At 55.3% G+C, this 18,360-nt stretch carries 15 protein-coding genes; 8 read left to right on the top strand and 7 right to left on the bottom strand.

All coding sequences use genetic code 11. The features are described from left to right. The 6 genes from Q4577_RS17395 to Q4577_RS17370 form a co-directional block, all read right to left on the bottom strand. Nucleotides 1-828: an ABC transporter ATP-binding protein gene (locus tag Q4577_RS17395; protein ID WP_303471105.1), complete on the bottom strand. Its 828-nt coding sequence runs from the start codon at nt 826-828 to the stop codon at nt 1-3. A gap of 80 nt (nt 829-908) precedes the next feature. Next, nucleotides 909-2,192, bottom strand: a complete 1,284-nt coding sequence (locus Q4577_RS17390) for an ABC transporter substrate-binding protein (RefSeq protein WP_303471102.1) — start codon at nt 2,190-2,192, stop codon at nt 909-911. A gap of 90 nt (nt 2,193-2,282) precedes the next feature. Continuing rightward, a complete protein-coding gene (locus Q4577_RS17385) occupies nt 2,283-3,359 on the bottom strand; it encodes a branched-chain amino acid ABC transporter permease (RefSeq protein ID WP_303471099.1) in 1,077 nt (358 codons plus the stop codon). Nucleotides 3,360-3,383: 24 nt separating this feature from the next. Next, the gene (locus tag Q4577_RS17380; RefSeq protein ID WP_303471096.1) at nt 3,384-4,379 is read right to left on the bottom strand and encodes a branched-chain amino acid ABC transporter permease; all 996 of its coding nucleotides are present in this window, start codon (nt 4,377-4,379) and stop codon (nt 3,384-3,386) included. Next, nucleotides 4,379-5,209, bottom strand: a complete 831-nt coding sequence (locus Q4577_RS17375; protein WP_303471092.1) for an ABC transporter ATP-binding protein — start codon at nt 5,207-5,209, stop codon at nt 4,379-4,381. Before Q4577_RS17375 ends, Q4577_RS17380 begins: the two co-directional genes overlap by 1 nt. Before the next feature lie 40 nt (nt 5,210-5,249). Beyond that, on the bottom strand, nt 5,250-7,214 hold the full coding sequence (locus Q4577_RS17370; protein WP_303471090.1) for an AMP-binding protein: 1,965 nt from the start codon (nt 7,212-7,214) through the stop codon (nt 5,250-5,252). A 183-nt stretch (nt 7,215-7,397) separates the two neighbouring features. Between Q4577_RS17370 and Q4577_RS17365 the strand changes: the two genes are divergently transcribed. The 6 genes from Q4577_RS17365 to Q4577_RS17340 all read left to right on the top strand — a co-directional run bounded on the left by Q4577_RS17365 (nt 7,398) and on the right by Q4577_RS17340 (nt 15,265). After that, nucleotides 7,398-9,284, top strand: coding sequence for a PAS-domain containing protein (locus Q4577_RS17365; RefSeq protein ID WP_303471088.1), 1,887 nt, complete (start codon nt 7,398-7,400; stop codon nt 9,282-9,284). Next, the gene (locus Q4577_RS17360) at nt 9,281-10,006 is read left to right on the top strand and encodes a response regulator transcription factor (RefSeq protein ID WP_303471086.1); all 726 of its coding nucleotides are present in this window, start codon (nt 9,281-9,283) and stop codon (nt 10,004-10,006) included. Before Q4577_RS17365 ends, Q4577_RS17360 begins: the two co-directional genes overlap by 4 nt. 281 nt (nt 10,007-10,287) lie before the next feature. Continuing rightward, the gene (repA, locus tag Q4577_RS17355) at nt 10,288-11,472 is read left to right on the top strand and encodes a plasmid partitioning protein RepA (protein WP_303471084.1); all 1,185 of its coding nucleotides are present in this window, start codon (nt 10,288-10,290) and stop codon (nt 11,470-11,472) included. Then, a complete protein-coding gene (gene repB, locus Q4577_RS17350; RefSeq protein WP_303471082.1) occupies nt 11,472-12,443 on the top strand; it encodes a plasmid partitioning protein RepB in 972 nt (323 codons plus the stop codon). The genes repA and repB overlap by 1 nt, the downstream gene beginning before the upstream one ends. A gap of 158 nt (nt 12,444-12,601) precedes the next feature. After that, nucleotides 12,602-13,978 (top strand): plasmid replication protein RepC, encoded by a 1,377-nt coding sequence (repC, locus tag Q4577_RS17345; RefSeq protein WP_303471080.1) that lies wholly within the window; start codon nt 12,602-12,604, stop codon nt 13,976-13,978. A gap of 621 nt (nt 13,979-14,599) precedes the next feature. Then, on the top strand, nt 14,600-15,265 hold the full coding sequence (locus tag Q4577_RS17340; protein ID WP_303471078.1) for an IS6 family transposase: 666 nt from the start codon (nt 14,600-14,602) through the stop codon (nt 15,263-15,265). A 549-nt stretch (nt 15,266-15,814) separates the two neighbouring features. On the opposite strand, the gene Q4577_RS17335 is transcribed toward Q4577_RS17340, so the two are convergent. Next, a complete protein-coding gene (locus Q4577_RS17335; protein WP_303471076.1) occupies nt 15,815-16,729 on the bottom strand; it encodes a LysR family transcriptional regulator in 915 nt (304 codons plus the stop codon). A 129-nt stretch (nt 16,730-16,858) separates the two neighbouring features. Between Q4577_RS17335 and Q4577_RS17330 the strand changes: the two genes are divergently transcribed. After that, nucleotides 16,859-17,695 (top strand): transporter substrate-binding domain-containing protein, encoded by an 837-nt coding sequence (locus Q4577_RS17330; RefSeq protein WP_303471072.1) that lies wholly within the window; start codon nt 16,859-16,861, stop codon nt 17,693-17,695. Nucleotides 17,696-17,700: 5 nt separating this feature from the next. Then, nucleotides 17,701-18,360 carry an amino acid ABC transporter permease gene (locus Q4577_RS17325; protein ID WP_303471070.1) on the top strand — a complete coding sequence of 220 codons (660 nt, stop codon included), beginning with the start codon at nt 17,701-17,703 and terminating at the stop codon, nt 18,358-18,360.

Here is an 18,360-nt window from a genome sequence, read left to right as displayed (position 1 = left end):
TTAGCTCAACCACCTTTTGCGACGGCGATAACTGCGGACATCCCGGAAGGATTTGCGCCCTTCTTCTGAAACGCCCAGATAGAATTCCTTTACATCGGGGTTTTCGCGCAGCTCATCTGCCGGGCCTTCCATCACGACCCGCCCGCTCTCAAGAATGTATCCGTGATGGGCAAACCGCAGCGCCGCATTGGTGTTCTGTTCGGCCAGAAGGAATGAAACACCTTCCCGTTCGTTCAGGTCTTTCACGATTGTGAAAATCTCTTCCACCAATTGCGGGGCCAACCCCATGGACGGTTCATCCAGCAGGATTGTTTCAGGCTGAGACATGAGCGCGCGGCCGATGGCGCACATCTGTTGTTCGCCGCCGGATGTAAATCCGGCCTGGCTTTTGCGGCGTTCGCGCAAGCGCGGGAAGTAATCATAGACCATCTCAAGATCGGCCTTGATCGCGGCGGCCCCGTCACGGCGGGTATAGGCGCCGGTTAGCAGGTTCTCTTCGACGGACAAATGTTCAAAACAATGGCGGCCTTCCATGACCTGCACCACCCCGCGCTTGACCAGCGCCTCCGGGGACAGGCTTTCGATCGCTTTGCCGCGGTATTCGATTTTACCTTTGGTGACTTCGCCACGTTCTGATTGCAGCAGGTTCGAAATCGCTTTGAGGGTTGTCGTCTTGCCAGCACCATTTCCACCAAGCAAGGCAGTGATCCCGCGCTTTGGCACCGAAAGGGACACGCCCTTTAGAACAAGGATTACGTGGTTATAGATTACCTCAATATTGTTGACCTCAAGCAGGGTCTCGGCTGGGGCCTTTGTGGTATCCAACATTGGGAAACTCCGGTTTCAGATAAGGCGTGGCAGGGGGTGGGTGGCCCCGACATCGGGCCACCCGTTCGAGATTTGGCTTCTTAGAGGCAGCCAGGCTCGATGTTGTTTTCTGCGGCGAAGGCTGCGGAATCTTCCATGATCAGCGGAAGTGTGACGGAATCGTCGGGTGCGATGTAATCCGTCAACGGAACGAAGGCGCCCGCATCTGCATTCCACTGCTGAACGATACCCAGACCGCTGCCGCCGTGATCCTGACAGGTCACAGAGAACGCGGGACCAACACCGGCCATGCCGAGCTCTTCCATACGCGCGTCGGTGATCTCCAACGCTTCCATGCCATCGCGCACCATCGCGGCAGAGACGTCTGCAACACCGTGGATCTCTTGGGCTTTGGCGATCGCCTCTGCTGCGAGCATGGCCGCATACATACCGCGTGTATAAAGAACCTTGCCGAGGTTTGAGCCGTCACCAGCAGCATTGCCCGCTTCGTGCACCAAAGTCGCGATTTCGCCAAATACCGGCAAGTCATCAATGCGGTTCATGTTCAAGGACAGGTAACCGTTGGCACCCGCACCAGCAGGCGTCACATCATGTTCGGCACCGGACCACCAATTGCCAATGAATTGATCCATCGGATAGCCGATGTTCACGGCCTCTTGGATCGCAACCTGGTTCATCACGCCCCAGCCCCACATCAGAACATAGTCAGGACGTTCACGGCGGATTTGCAGCCACTGCGATTTCTGTTCCTGACCTGGGTGATCAACAGCCAGCTGTGTGAGTTTGAAACCGTGCTTTTCAGAAAGATTTTCCAATGTCCGGATCGGCTCTTTGCCGTAAGCGGAGTTGTGGAACAACAGCGCGAGTTTCTTGCCTTCCAGAGACCCACCATTTTCCGCCAGCAGGTAGTTCACCATCACCGACGCAGCATCCCAGTAGTTGGCGGGATAGTTGAATGTCCAGTTGAACACTTCACCGTTTGCGGCCGATGTCCGGCCGTAACCCATCGTGTGAAGCGGGATACCGTCAGCCGTCGCTTTTGGGATCAGCTGGTATGTGATGCCCGTCGACAGCGGTTGATAGATCAGAGCGCCTTCACCTTTGGTGGCTTCATAGCACTCTACGCCTTTTTCCGTGTTATAGCCGGTTTCACATTCGAGAATGCGCACGGCCTCTCCGCCGATGCCGCCGTCGCGTGCGTTGAGCAGATTGAAATAATCCTGATAGCCGTCCGAGAACGGCGTGCCACCAGCGGCATAAGGACCGGTACGGTAGCTTAGATCCGGGATCACGAGGTCTGCCATCGCCGGTGCAGCACCCACTGTCGCAGCTACGGCCATTGCGGCCAGGTTTTTCATTTTCATCGGTTTATCCTCCCTTGGTTTATCCGATTTTCGTTTCCGTCGTTGCGGCTTTGCCAGGTTGCCCCAGTCAAAAATTCGAATTCAAAACGGTTAATGCGGGAACGGCCAGAGCCGCAGTTTTTCCTTGGTCACCCGCCACAGTTGGGCCAGCCCATGCGGTTCCTTGATCAGGAAGAACATGATCAGCGCACCGACAACCACCAGTTGGAAATGGCTCACCAGATCCGTGGGCCAGCCCAGCAGGTCAACACCGATGAATTTCAGCGCGACGGGCAAAACCACCAGGAATGCAGCGCCGGCGAAGCTCCCGAATACAGACCCAAGGCCGCCGATGATGATCATGAACAGCACGAGGAACGATTTTTGGATGCCAAACGCCTCGCCCGCTTCGACGGCCCCAAGATAGACTGCAAAGAACAGCGCCCCGGCGATGCCGATAAAGAAGGATGAAACCGCAAAGGCAGTCAGCTTCGCCTTCAATGGGTTCACACCAATGATCTCGGCGGCGATGTCCATATCGCGGATGGCCATCCATTTGCGCCCCATCGTGCCACGGGTCAGGTTGCGGGCCACAAGGGCACAGACCGTCACGAACACCAGACAGATCATGTATTTGGCCCAGGCTTCGGTGTTTGGGCCGGTGACGGCGATGCCGCCGACAAATCGTTCCGGCGCATTGATCTGGCCAGAGGCGGAATAGTTGTAAAACCATGCAACCTTGTTGAACAACCAAATCAAAAAGAACTGCGCGGCAAGCGTGGCAACGGCAAGGTAGAACCCCTTGATCCGCAGGGATGGCAACCCGAACGCGGCCCCCACAGCGGCGGTTACGCCGCCCGCCAGAATGATGTGGATGACAATGCTCACTTCGGGAAAGCCCGTCATCAGCTTGTAGCAGGCATAGGCCCCCACAGCCATGAAACCGCCAGTGCCAAGGCTGACCTGCCCGCAATATCCGGTCAGGATATTCAGCCCGATCGCCGCAATCGCATAGATCAGGAAGGGGACAAAGATGGCATTGGCCCAGTAGTCATTGATGATGAAGGGGATCACCAGAAAGGCGACGGCCAACACCAGCCAGTAACGATACCGATCAAACTTGATCGGAAAGGTCTGGTTGTCCTCGACATAGGAGGTCTTGAAGTCTCCGGCTTCGCGATAAAACATTAGACAGATCTCCGAAGATGGTGGCTATACGCGTTCAATGAGTCTCTCCCCGAATAGGCCCTGCGGTCGGAACACCAGGAACAGCAGCGCAAGCACATAGGCGAACCAGTTTTCAGTCGCGCCGCCGACCATCGGGCCGATCAGGAATTCAAAGACTTTTTCGCCCATGCCGATGATCAAACCGCCAACGATGGCACCGGGGATCGAGGTAAACCCGCCCAGCATCAGCACCGGCAACGCCTTGAGCGCGATCAGCGACAGCGAAAACTGCACGCCCGATTTGGCGCCCCACATTATCCCGGCAACCAGCGCCACGAACCCCGCCAAGGACCAGACAAGGATCCAGATGAAGTTGAGCGAGATACCAACCGACAATGCTGCCTGGTGGTCATCGGCCACCGCACGCATGGCGCGGCCATGTTTGGTGTATTGGGCAAAGACGACCAGCGAGATGACCAGAACAGCAGCAACAATTGTCGCGACCATGTCCAGCTTGTCGATAAAGAAGCCGTAGAAATCATCCCCGCCAAGCCCCGCTGTCGCTTCTTCAAGCCACAGTGCGCCGCCTTGCGGCAGACCAAGTGCCAGCGTCTTGATGTCAGAGCCCCACATCAGATCGCCAATCCCCTCAAGGAAATACGCCAGGCCGATGGTTGCCATGAACAGGATGATCGGCTCCTGCCCGACCAGATGACGGAAAACAAACCGTTGCACAGCCCAGGCAAATCCAATCATCACAATCATGGTCATCACGATCGCCAGAAGCGCCGGAACATGCCAACCGAAATGATGGATTTCGGTCCCGAAAACCGAATTCAGGATATGGGCGAAAGGCACCTGCCCTTCCATAATGCCCGCCAGGGTCAACGCCGCAAACAGCGCCATGACGCCCTGGGCAAAGTTGAAAATTCCCGACGCCTTGAAGATCAAGACAAACCCGAGCGCCACAAGGGCATACATCACCCCCGCCATCAGCCCGTTGATCATGACCTCGATCAGATACAGAAAATCAGTCGACATTATGCGTGCCCCTCATCATGCGCCACACCAAGGTAGGCGTCGATCACCTCTTTGTTGTTGGCGACCTCGGACGGCGTGCCGTCCCCGATCTTGCGCCCATAATCCATCACGACAACGCGGTCGCTCAGATCCATCACCACGCCCATATCGTGTTCGATCAAGGCAATCGTCGTGCCGAATTCGTCATTTACGTCCAGAATAAAGCGGCTCATGTCCTCTTTTTCTTCAACGTTCATGCCCGCCATGGGTTCATCCAACAGCAGCAACTTCGGGTCGGCGGCCAATGCGCGGGCCAGTTCGACACGTTTCTTCAAACCATATGGCAAACGGCCAACGGGTGTTTTTCGAATGGCCTGAATTTCAAGAAAGTCGATGACCCGTTCCACATAGGCGCGGTTTTCGACCTCTTCGCGTTCCGCCGCGCCCTTCCAGATCGCCTGTTTGAACAGACCCGCCTTCATGTAGTTCAGCCGGCCGGTCATGATGTTGTCGAGAACAGACATGCCTTCGAACAACGCGATATTCTGGAACGTGCGGGCAATCCCGAGGCGCGCCACCTGATATGGTTTCATCGGCGGGCGTTTTTCACCGCGAAAATGCACTTCGCCTTCTTGCGGTTTGTAGAACCCGGAAATGACGTTCAGCATCGACGATTTCCCGGCGCCGTTCGGACCGATAATCGCGCGAATTTCGCCTTCACGGATGTTGAAAGAGATGTTCTTGATCGCCTCAACGCCGCCAAATCGCAGCGTGATATTGCGCATGTCCATCAGAACGCCGCCAATCTTGCGGCCGTCCTCTGTGACGTATGGTTCAGCAGACGTCGTCATGCCACCTCCGAAGGAATGAGAGTTGGGAAAGCGATCATCATCATTCAGCCGCTTCTTGAATGGGGGTTACGGTGACAACCTTTGCATCGCAGATTTGCAGGGTCGCCGTGATCTTACCTTTTCGACCGTCTTCATAGGTCACTTCTGTTTCGGTGTAGACCGAAGGTGATCCATCATACAAAGCGTCCACGATATCGCTGAATTTATCACCCACCACCGCACGGCGCACTTTGCGGGTGCGCGTCATCTCGCCGTCATCGGCGTCCAGTTCCTTGTGCAGGACGACAAAGCGGTGGATCTGACAACCAGACAGCAATTCATCCTGTGCGACTGTCTGGTTCACCTCATTGATGTGATCTTCGATCATCTCCAGAACGCGCGGATGCTGAGAGATTTCCTGATACGACGAATAGGCGATATTGTTGCGTTCCGCCCAGTTGCCGACAGCCGTCAGATCAATGTTGATAAACGCACAGCAACGGTCGCGCCCTGCCCCAAAGACAACAACCTCCAGGATATTCGGAAAGAACTTGAGCTTGTTTTCAACGTATTTGGGCGCGAACATTGCACCATCGGACATTTTGCCAACGTCCTTGATGCGGTCAATGATGCGCAGCTGGCCCGTTGCCTTGTCGATAAAGCCCGCATCCCCCGTGGCAACCCAGCCTTCGGGGTCTTTGGTCGATGCGGTGCTTTCGGGGTTGTTGTAATATTCGACAAAAGTACCCGGAGAGCGATAAAAGACCTCGCCACTGTCCTCGATCTTGAGTTCGACACCCGGACTTGGCACGCCAACCGTATCTGATTGCACTTGCCCGTCGGGTTGTTGCGTGATGAAAACGGTTGCTTCGGTCTGTCCGTAAAGCTGCTTTAGGTTGATCCCAAGCGAGCGGTAGAAATCAAACAGTTCCGGTCCAATGGCCTCGCCCGCGGTATAGCCCACGCGCACGCGGCTAAGGCCAAGACGGTTCTTGAGAGGGCCATATACAAGAAATTCACCCAAGCTGTATTTCAGCCGCTCAGCCAACCCGACCTTTTCACCATCCAACACCCTTGGCCCGACCTTTTTGGCGTGGGCCATGAAGTGTTTGAACATCGCCTGCTTGGTCCGGCTTGCGTCCTCCATCCGGATCATGACTTGTGTCAGATGGGATTCGAAAACGGCGGGCGGCGCAAAGAAATAGGTTGGCCCGATCTCGCGCAGATCAGCATGCATCGTTTCCGCGCTTTCCGGGCAGTTCACACAGAACCCTGCCCAATACGCCTGCCCTACCGAAAAGATGAAATCGCCCACCCAGGCCATCGGCAGATAGGCAAGCGTCTCTTCGATCTCGGAAAGACTGTCGAAATTCGATGAATTCTTCGCGGTTTCGATCACATTGCGGTTTGACAGGACAACGCCCTTGGGACGGCCTGTCGTACCGGATGTATACAGCATGACACAGGTGTCATCATAGGTTGCGGCATCAATGCGTGATTGCAACAGAGCCTTGTCGCCGTTTTTGCGCCCGATCTCCTGAATATCGCTCAGCGACGTCAGGTCGGAATGGTCATATTTGCGCATCCCCTTTGGGTCGACATAGATTATGCTTTTCAGCAAAGGCAGCGTTTCCCGCACGTCCGCGATTTTGTCGACCTGCTCCTGATCCCCCACGATGGCGAAACGCGCAGTACAATTCTCAAGCGCATAGGCGACTTCTTCGGCGGCGGCATCTTGGTACAGTGGCACGGGCACGCAACCGGTGGATTGAATGGCAACCATGGACCAATAAAGCGACGGCCTGTTGCGGCCGATAATGGCAATGTGATCGCCTTTTTCGACACCCAGCGCGAGCAGTCCAAGCGCGATCGCCTCGACCTCTGCGGCCGCTTCTGTCCACGTCCAGCTTTGCCAGATCCCGAATTCTTTTTCGCGATAGGCCGTACGGCTGCCAAATTTGGAAGCGTTTCTTGCCAACAGCTTTGGCACAGACGTGAGTGCTGAGCCTGACGCAGCAACGTTCATTTTGAATCCTCCCTGAGTGACAGACCTCCCCGCCTGTCACCTTGCATACTCTGGCACGTGAAGCGTCAAACGAACACGCCTGAAAAACTAACGAATTCTAACGGGCGAAATTTACAGCGGATGTCACGTTCCAAAAACTGTAGACTGAAATTTATGGATTACGCTCAGAAAAACCTTCTTGAGATGACGCTGTCTGGTTTGAACTTGATCAAACAGGCCATCTCTATTTACGACGCCGACCTCAAGCTCAGGGTTGCGAACCACCGGTTTCAGAAAATGTTCAACCTGCCCGATGAAACGGTGGTGCCGGGGGCAGATTTTGAGGCCACGCTCTATTACCTTGCGGAAAAGGGTGAATACGGGGAAATCGACGATATCGACGCCTTTGTGGCCGAAAAGGTCGAACTGGCCCGTGGCTTCCAACCGCATTATTTTGAACGGACGCGGGCAAATGGCACCCTGATTTCGGTCGAGGGAAACCCCCTCAGCAAAGGCGGGTGGATATCGGTCTATACCGACATCACAGATGTGAAGCGCGAAGAACAATTCATCCGCTCTCACGCCGAAAACCTGTCAGAGCAACTGGTGCGGCGATCCGAAACCCTGGCGGAAACGAACCGCGAATTGCAGGCGACGGTCACCGCCCTGGAAGCCGCGAAAGCAGAGCTCACCGCAAGCCGGGAACAAATCACGCTTATAAATGAAATGATGCCGGCCCATATTGCCCACGTCGACGCGCGCGGCATCTATACCCATTCCAACGGCAAGCTGCATACCATTCTACCCCATGTAGGCACGCAGATCACAGGCCAGACGTTTAACGAAACTCTGGGCCCCGATTTCTGGGCAAAGGTTGAACCGCTTTTCAAGAATGTCCTGAACGGCCGCAGCTCGGTATCTGAACTTCATGACGAAGCCTCCGGGCGCTACATTCGCCTTGCGATGACACCCGACATGGACGGTGACAATGTGATCGGGTGTTATATGCTGTCGATGGACGTCACGGAGGAGGCCCTGGCCCGCACCGCCCTGGCCCATGCCCGTCGTCGTGAACTTGCATCGCAACTGACCAGCGGCATGACCCATGATTTTTCCAACCTGCTGACGATCATCATGGGACAACAGGCCAAGCTTGACGCCTTCGGCGCGCAGAACCCTGACATCCGCCAAATCAGCGAAACGATCAATTCAGCCGCCAAACGTGGTGCGGAATTGATTGAAAGCCTCAGCCTGATCGAAAGCCCAAGGACCCTGAACCCTGTTGTGGTCCAAGTGAATGATTTTATTGTTAATTTTGAACGACTTGCTCAAGCCGCAGTGCCGGAAGGCATTGATTTCTCGCTCACATCCCATCTGGCGGATGACCGGTTGATCTTTGACCCCGGCTTTGCCCAGGATGCGATGCTGAATCTGGTGTTGAATGCCTCAGAGGCGATGGATGGATCAGGCGCAGTGCGTGTGACATTGACCCGCGCGCAGGATCAAAGTTTGGAAATTTCTGTTGTGGATGAGGGTCCGGGGTTTTCTGCGGATGCTTTGAAAAATGCACTGGCACCTTTCTATACAACCAAGAAGAACAAGCTGGGCTGTGGATTGGGGCTGTCTGCCTCCTTTGATTTTGCCAAATCATGCGGGGGGAAGCTGCGCATTGGAAATCAGCCCGGCGGAGGGGCTTTTGTCGTTCTGAAAATTCCCTATCTGCCGGCGAAGTCGAAGGAACCGGGGCTTGTTTTGCTGGTTGACGACGATGACGAAGTTCGGGCAACCGTGCGCACGTATCTGCGACAAACGGGGCACACAGTGGTAGAAGCCGTGTCCGTTCAAGAGGCGTCTTTCCTGATGAACATCGAAGGTCTGACGCAAATTGTGACCGATCTGGATTTGGGGAGATCCGAAACCGGTCTTGATGTCGTGGACATCGCTCCCCCCGACATACCTGTCCTGATCATCACGGGGCTGCCAAAGTCAGATCCCTTGCGGCAAAAGGCGGAACAGACCCAAACCGTTCTGAGCAAACCCTTTCAATTGGCGGCGCTCGAAAATGCCTTGTGTCAGGTCGCGGCACGATGACAGCACAAGAACATATCGCCATCATTGAAGATTCGGTCGAGATCCTGACACTGCTTTCGGATGCATTGATCGGTGCGGGATATGCCGTCAGTACATTTGACCATGCTGCCGAATTTGAATCCTCGCTTGCGACGAACACGCCCGATCTGTGCATTGTTGATCTGGGTCTGCCCGACAAGGATGGCCTTGGCCTTGTGACCCATATCGCGGCGGACACAAACGCGGCGATTTTGGTGATATCGGGACGCACCGCGCTGGACGACCGTATTGTCGGCCTGGAACTTGGCGCGGATGATTATATTGCCAAACCGTTCGAGCTTAGCGAGGTCGTTGCGCGGGTGCGCGCCTTGATGCGGCGGCGGGTGCCCGCCCCGGTCGCGACCGAAGCCCCGACAGAAATCAAATTCTCTGGATGGACAGCAAATCTGACCACCTGCATGTTGACCCATGAGGACGGCACATCAAAACGTCTTTCTGCAAGCGAAGCCGCCCTTTTGTCGGTTCTGTTCAGTCATGCCAACCAGCTGATCACGCGCGAGCAAATGCAAGTCGCACTGAATGATCGCAGCGACAGTATCTCTTTTGATCGAACCATTGATGTGCGGGTGTCGCGACTGCGCGCCAAACTGAATGACAAGACGCGCAACCCCAGAATTATCAAAACAATCTATGGTGCGGGCTATATCTTCATCCTGGATGGCAAGCCCACACTCACGCCCTGAACGACCCAAGGGTGCGCAGCGGAATTGTCGATTACATGCGGCACTTATGCGGAAGTGAGCGAGTCCCCTAGCGGGGCAAAGACGGGGTCAGGGGGCAAAGGCTCCCCTCTGGCGGCGCGTTTACAGCTGTAAACTCAACGTAGATCCCAACCGAGGATATAGTCATATCTGGCCAGACCGGATACTATATAGAGGAAAATTCTTGACTTAGGCGCATGAATCGCTGCTTTTATCCCCAAGTGGCGCGAAAAAGGCCACATTTTCGAAATTGGGGCAACTAGATGATTCCTGTGACACCACTAGCAAGCGGGCGGCCCTCGGCCCTTGCGACGGAAATTTCCGAACGGCTCAACGCCGCCATCAGAGAGCATCTGCTCTCTGCTTTTGCCCCAGATAACACAAAAACGCTACGCTCTTTCTCGGCGCCGGAGGCTGCTGAGCTCTTGGGCGTATCCGGGCAGTTCATGCGAAAAGTACACGCCGAGGGCACGGTCCCGGAGCCTGACGATATACGAGGTGGCCGCCGTTATTACACGGCCCAAGAGATCTGGAATGCACGCGAAGTTCTGGAAAAGACCTCTCGCAAGAAGGGGCGCTACCTGCCCCGCCGTTCGGGTGACGAAAAGCTGCAAGTCTGGCAGCTGATGAATTTCAAAGGCGGCTCTAGCAAGAGCACGACCAGCATCCACCTTGCGCATTACTTTGCCCTGCGTGGCTTTCGGGTCTTGGTTGTGGATCTTGACCCTCAGGGGTCGCTCACGTCGATGTGCGGGATCAGTCCTGAAATCGAGTTTGACGGGCTGACCGTCTATGATGCGATCCGCTACGATGACCCTGTGAGCATGGCGGATGTGGTTGTTCCGACATATTTTCCCGGTCTCTCAATCGCGCCGTCCCGCTTGATGTTGTCCGAGTTCGAGACAGAGTCCGCCGTTCATTCGAACCCGGATCAACCTTTCTTCACACGTATCCGCAATGCTCTCGCGCAGGTCGAGGACGATTTTGATCTGGTGCTCATGGACAGCCCGCCGCAACTTGGCTTTCTGACCATCGCCGGGATGGCGGCCGCCAGTTCCTTGATTGTGCCGCTTACGCCTTCGATGCTGGACGTGTCGTCAACCGCGCAGTTTCTCGAACTTGCCGGCGCCTATATGGGCGTAATCGAAGATGCCGGCGCAAGTCTTCAGTATGATCATTTCAAATTCCTGATTGCACGGGACGAACCAACGGATGTGCCGTCGCAACAACTGACGTCGTTCATGCGCGCGCTGTTTCAGGACCGGGTCATGTCGGCAACCGCGTTGAAGAGCACGGCAATCAGTGATGCGACCATGCTCAAGCAGTCAATTTATGAAGTGGTCCGTTCTGAAATGACGCGGGCCACATATGACCGCGCCAAGGGGTCGATGGATGCTGTCGGGCATGAGGTCGAAATGATGATCTATCAATCGTGGGGGCGTAAGTAATGGCCAGAAAATCTCTGCGCGACATGTCCGGAATTGCCAATACGATCGCACGGTCTGGTGGGGCACCTTCGGAAAGGGCAACCAAGACCAGCGCCCCGGCATTGGGCGCGCTTCAAGGCTCATTGGCATCCATTCGAGAGATAGATCCCAACCTGATTGACGATTGGGGACCGGTCGACCGTTTTGAAGAGTTTACAACTGCAAACTCCGATGAGGATGGTGAAAGCTTTGAAGGACTAAAGAGCAGCATCCGCGAAGGTGGGCAACAAGTGCCCATTCTTGTTCGGCGATCAAAACGCACTGAAGGGCGATTTGAGGCGATCTATGGACGCCGCCGCCTGAGGGCCTGTCGTGAACTCGGCATCAAGGTGCGGGCGAACGTCCAGGATGTCGATGATGCCACGGCTTTGCTGGCCAAAGGCCTGGAAAACGCCGCGCGCCGTAACCTGTCTTTTTACGAAAAAGCGCGGTTTGCCGTGGCCATCCAAGCGGCCGGGCACGACGGCGCAACCGTTCGACAAGTCCTCAATCTATCAGCGTCCGGGCATTCACACCTGACGAAGGTGACCCAGAACGTCCCGGCCAAAGTTGGTGACCTGATCGGCGCTGCCCCAAAATCGGGGCGCCCAAGGTGGACGGAACTGGCCGAGCTCTTTCTGTCAAAAAAGCTGACGGAACGCGCGGCGCTCGACATTCTGACCAAGATTGACGTTGCATCGGGTTCAGATGATCGCCTGGATTTGCTTATCAAAGAAGCAACCAAACGCGGCGCAAAGGGCGCTGTCGGGATCCGGGAAATCGTGCCTCTGGAAGGTGTGACCATCAAAGCAGGGCGCGGGACACTGTCAATGTCGGTAAAGAAGTCTGGCGCAAACGCCGAATTCGCGACCTGGCTCGAGAGCAATCTCGAAGAGATCATGAAGAAATCCTATGCCGAGTTTACATCTGTAAACCCGGTGGATGAAAACTGAGGACGAGCAGAAAGGAGAAGGGCAAGCAAAGAAAAACCCCCGAAACCAGAGCTTCGAGGGCTGCTGCGAACAGCACAATTCTTAGATTAAGCACCTAGAATTTAGCAGCCTCCGAATCACGACACAAGAAAAAACGCTCTGGAGCGAACGGAAAATCTTTGTCTGCTAACAAGGCGATGGAAAATTTCAATGGTGCTCCTCAAGGAGCGACTGAGACAGGATTGGCTCAGACCGGTAGAGCTGTGCGTAATTGCAAACAACCCTCTGGTTGGCGCAGGCCGACGCCCGGTCTTGGGCTGGCCGAACGGTTTGCCCAAGCGGGTGAACAGCTGGCTGTCCCCAAATCACGGGCATTCGTCGCGCTAAAACGCGTTGGCGCCCATATCGGTCTTAAGGCCGGCGACATGATGCTGCTCGATACGTTGGGGGCCTTCACCCAGGCCCAGGACTGGGAGGCGGGGCAACGACCGATTGTCTGGGCCTCGAACGCCTATCTGATGGACCAAACGGGGTTCTCGCTCTCTGCGTTGAAACGCCATGCGCGGCGTTTGGTTGAGATCGGCGTGATATCCTTTCAGGACAGTTCGAATGGCAAGCGGTGGGGCAGGCGGGACGCTGAGGGGCGCATTGTCGAGGCCTATGGCTTTGATCTGTCGCCGCTTTCCGCCCGCGTCGAGGAGTTCGAAGACCTCTATGCCGAATTGCAGGTCGAACGCGAACTCTGCCAGCGCCTGAAGCGTCAGATTACAGTCGCGCGGCGTATGATCCGTGCGCGGATTGAGGCGGCTGTCAGCGGCGCACTACACGGCCCTTGGACACAATTCGCCGGTCTGTTTCAAGACCTCCTCGCGCGGCTCCCGCGCCGCCATCAAGCCTCTGACCAATTGGAACAACTCCATACTTGGTTCAAGGATCTCCAAGAGCGCGTTGAAGCGACGTATCTCAAAGCGACAGATGCAGGAGCGCCTGTGGAAAACAGCTCAACAAACTTGAAGCAAGTCCCTAAGAAGACTCAGGAAATGAACCCCAGGGAAGCCATTTCCGAACCGCACATACTATATACAAATCAACTTAAATCAGTAACTCGTAATCCCTCTGAGACAGAGAAAACAACAACGATCCTGCCCAACGCCCGCCCCGAAGAACAGGTGGATAGCGAATTGGAAGACTGGGTTGCGGAGGTCCGTACGACACAAACGGCGCTTGATCTGCCCACAATCATGCAGGCCTGTCCGGAATTCGCGTCTTGGGCCCGCACTATGGGCGGTTACCTAAAAGATTGGGGGGATTTGCACCGGATTGCCGGTCAACTCAGGCCAATGATCGGGATTTCAGAGCGCACCTGGAACCTGGCGCAGGACAAAATGGGGTCACAGCTGGCCACCGCGGCTTTTGCGCTTGTGTTCGAGAAACACAACTCGGCTGAGGTTATCTCACCAAGTGGATATTTGCGCGGTATGGCCAAGAAGGCCGGGACAGGGGAGTTGCATCTCGACCGCAGTTTTTATGGCAGGCTCCGCGAACAGGCCGCGTGAAATGTTGATCTGGCGCATAGCCAGAGCTGCGCGGTTCTGGTCAGTGATGCGGGCCGCGAGGGCGGGGGGCATTTCCCGGTGTTTGCAGCTAGGCCCGACGAAGTTATTGTCGTCGATATCCTATATGTCCGCAGCGACCTTTCACGCCATGTTGCCGCGTTGGCAGCCCTCAGAAATACTACTCCATAGCCCCGCAGCTTTGTTCGGATTCACCCGAAACCGGTCACGGCGGCGCGCATTCCTGCGGGTAAGTCCGGGCAAACGTCGGTCAATTGTATCGATAGAAACCCCATACGACGCCACTGAACGCGATATTTTTGTGTCTTATCCGGCGGGTTGTTGATCTCTCTCATTTTGTCCGATAATGCAAACTTACTGGACGTCAAAAGAAGCGTAAAAAGGGGCGGTTTACGAAGTATACTGCAGTCAAAAGCGCCGCGACAGGACGATCTTATGGCATGACATATGGCCGCTCAGACCTCTCCAGCGCTGCTGACACGCTACCCCGGATGACCGGCTGAGTCACAGCCGCGCGGGGCGGAACCTCTGAAGATGCGGAGTTTTTGGGGACTATTTCATTAATCGATTGGTCTGACCATTTTCACGCTTTTGAGGTTGGACATGCCGCGGAAATCCTTGTTCAAGCATCATCGCTTTCTGCGTGAGATCATTTTGCGTGCTGTGCGTTGGTACCTGCGTTACCCACTATCCTATCAGGATGTGGTCGATCTCCTGGCAGAGCGCGATGCCACCTTTGACCGGTCAACCATCTATCGCTGGGTTCAGAAAATCGGCCCCGAGTTGACCAAGCGCACCGAGAAACACTTGCGCCGTGCCAGTGTAGACTGGCATGTCGACGAAACCTATATTCGGGTCGGCGGCAAATGGCGCTACCTCTGGCGCGCCATCGATGCCAAGGCTGCAAGGGCCTTTCTCAACAAGACCATCGAGCCTGTGCGATTGCACCGACCAGCTACAATCGTAATGGACAAGGCGCACAGTTATCGACGCGTCATTCGAGAGATCAATCATCAGTATGATCCTCTTTTTGACAGCATCCGACATATCGATCGAAAGTGGCGAAACAATCCTATCGAGAACGATCACGCGGCCATGAAACGGCTACTCGAATACCGGCAGCGCTTTCAATCCTTGCGATCGGCCAAGGCGACCCTCAACGGCATCGAGACAATCCGCACTATCAAATGCGGACACATCTATCGCAAGAAACCAGGCGTCAAAGGCGAGATAGAATTCATTCGCGGGCTGTTCGAAAACCCTGCGTGACCCTGCCACCCTCCCGGGCTACCGCGCGTTAACAGAAATAATGCAACAGTCCCTTCGATGCCTGTGACGTTGACTACGATGGCGAACTTCGGGTCTTCGCCAATGGCAAGATGATCGGCGAAGTGCAAGCCAATGGTCAAAATGTGTGGAGCACGTATACTTTCCTGGTTCCCGCCGATGTGCAGGCGGTTGACGAAACGATCATCACAGTGAATCAGGACACCAGCAACCAATTAACCGACTTTTTAAACAGTATCCTGACAAAGCGGGCATTCGGTGTAGGTGTCCCAAATCCCGGTTTTTGCGCATGGTGTCAATAACGCCCGATTTCAAAATGAAATAAGATCCGGAGCCCTTTTTACTGCGCGGGACTATCGCTCTGCCCCCATGATAATGGTATTCCTTGAGGTCTATTTTGGATTGCAGACGTTTTTGGGCCGTGATGGTGCGATCTGTGCTCGGTCTGGCTTGGCATTTCATCCAGCGTTTGTTCTGTACACCCGTCGCAGGCGCGGGTCAAAATCCGCATATGATTTGGCGTCGCATTCATTAACGTTGTTGCTGCAATTCGCTGATCAACCGAGACAACGCTCGGGTGGGTGGGCGCGAGGATTGATAGACCAGTGCAAACTTTCTTTTGGCGACGAAACGCTGTGCTTCTGGAACTTCTACGATTTTGTGACGCGGGCCGCCGATATAGGGCAGCGTGTGGCGGGGCAGCAGTCCAACAAAACGCCCGGTGGCAATCATCGCTGCCACGGCGTCAAGGCCTTGGGCGATTGCTATGGGATAGCGCAATTCCAGCTGTTCAAGAATAGTCGCCTCGAAAGCTTGCTCTGCTGAGCGGGCGACCAATCCCATCCCTTGTCGGCCCAGATCCGCGATGGTGACAATGCGGTCAGATAACTTTCCAGACATACAAAGTGCGAATTCTTCTTCAAAGAGCTCGACGAATGAAAATTTGGATGCATCTACGGGAAGCCCGACTATGCATGCTTGTATTTGCCGTTGTGACAGTTTGTCGAGCAATTGGTTTGGCCCGCCAATTTCGATTTCGAGAGAAACATCCGGAACGTCCAGCGTGAACTGTTCAATGGCTTCCACGAACCGCGCCTGTGGGTTCGTCACGCAGTGATCGGCAATGCCTATTCTTAACTTCCCCTTCAGCTTGTGGCGCGCGTTATTCAGGCGGCTTCTCACCTCCTCAATTGCGTCTTCGATCTTCACAGCGGCATAAAACGTGGTCTTGCCCATCTCGGTCAGTGAAAATCCGCTTGGTCCGCGCTGGCACAGCGTTGCACCTAAGCGCGCTTCAAGCGCTTTGACGTGGCGGCTGATGGTCGAACGCTCCAGCCCCAACGTCGATTCCGCCGCTGTAATTCCACCCGCTTTTGCGACGGCACAGAAAACGCGCAGCAGTTCCAGGTCCTGCGACCGGATGGGTTGTTGTCTTGCCTTATCCATTCTGCCCTCAAATGTTGCGCTCCATGCACGCATGCTTGCATAGATGCTGGCTTTTTGCACCTGCAGAAAAAGGGTTTGTTTGTGGCAAGTCCGGCACCGCCTGGCCGGCGTCTCAAAAAGGATATTCCCATGAAGCAAAGTTTTCGTACAATCCTCTTGACCTGTGGTCTGTGTCTTGGAACGACCAGCGCTTTTGCACAGGACCTGTTGGACGAAATCAGATCGGCTGGCACCGTAAGGGTCGCGACAGAGGCCGCATTCCCGCCCTTTGAATTTGTTGAAGACGGCGAAATCGTTGGCTATGGCAAGGACCTTCTGACCGAAATCATCGCCGATATGGATGTCGAGCTGGAACAGCTGGATCTACCGTGGTCCGGGGTGCTTCCGGGTTTGCTTGCAGGGAAATTTGACTTTGTGGCGACTACCGTGGCCATCAACGAAGAACGCGCCGGACGCTATGCGTTTACGTTGCCAATCGCGGACGGACAGCCCTATTTTGTAACGCGCAAGGGCGAGACACTTGCTGGGGAAGATGCCCTTGCAGGCCTGCGCGTCGGCACACAGCTAGCCTCATTTGCCGAACCTATTGCACGTGCTTTGGATGATCGCCTGGCGTCAGAGGGGGAAGGCTTTGCCGAACTGAAGCTGTATCCAACATTTCCGGACGCCTATGTCGCTTTGGCCACCGGCGAAGTGGATGCGGTGATCCAGGCGTTGCCGTCGCTCGCGGTTCTGGTGCGTGAGCGACCTGAAGTCTTTGAGCTTGGCCAGCCCGTCAGCACAGGCGTCAGCTACACCTATCTTGCCTGGGTGACCCGCCCCGAAGACCTTGACCTTCGGGACTATCTGTCCGGGCAACTTCGACAGATGCGTGATGACGGTCGCATGGCAGCGCTTCAGATCAAATGGTTCGGCTTTGAGATGGAGATCCCTGACGAGGGCTACCTTCCCGAAGGCGCTTTCTAGAATCGATGAAGTTTGACCTTGATAACTTTGTCGGCGCGCTTCCCCGCATCGGGGAGGCGCTTCTGATCAACGCGTGGATGACTGCGGTTGTGTGTCTGCTTTCTCTTGCGGCGGGTGTTGCACTGACCATCCTGAGATCGTTCAAGATCGCGTGGTTGAATGCGGTTTGCTCGGTTTTCATCAGTTTCATCCGCGGCACTCCAATTCTGGTGCAGATATTCCTGTGTTATTATGCGCTGCCTGCGCTGGGGCTGAACCTGAGCGCGACATCGGCCGGGATTCTGGCGCTTACGCTGAATTCCGCAGTTTTTATCAGCGAGATTTTTCGCGGTGGGCTGCGGTCCATCAATGAGGGCCAGATCGAGGCTGCAACTGCCCTTGGCCTTAGACCGGCGCATATCTGGTGGAACGTTATCCTGCCGCAGCTTCTTCGCATATCCCTGCCGCTTCTGGTGAGTGAAAGCAGCATTGTTTTGAAAGCGACCGCACTTTTGTCTGTCATTACTGTTGTCGAAGGCTTGCGTGTCGCCCAGCAAATTGGTGCAGCGAATTTCAGCCCGCTTGAGCCCTTTGTTGCCGTCGCGATCGGATTTGTAGTGCTGTACCTTATTTTGACCGGAATTGGTCAGATCGCAGAGCGCCGCTTGGCGTTGAAGGTGCGATAG

The sequence above is a fragment of the Marinovum sp. 2_MG-2023 genome, from assembly GCF_030548265.1.
Classification (GTDB): domain Bacteria; phylum Pseudomonadota; class Alphaproteobacteria; order Rhodobacterales; family Rhodobacteraceae; genus Marinovum.
The sequence above is the reverse complement of the archived record's forward strand: the minus strand, read 5'-3'. Positions and strand labels throughout refer to the sequence as shown.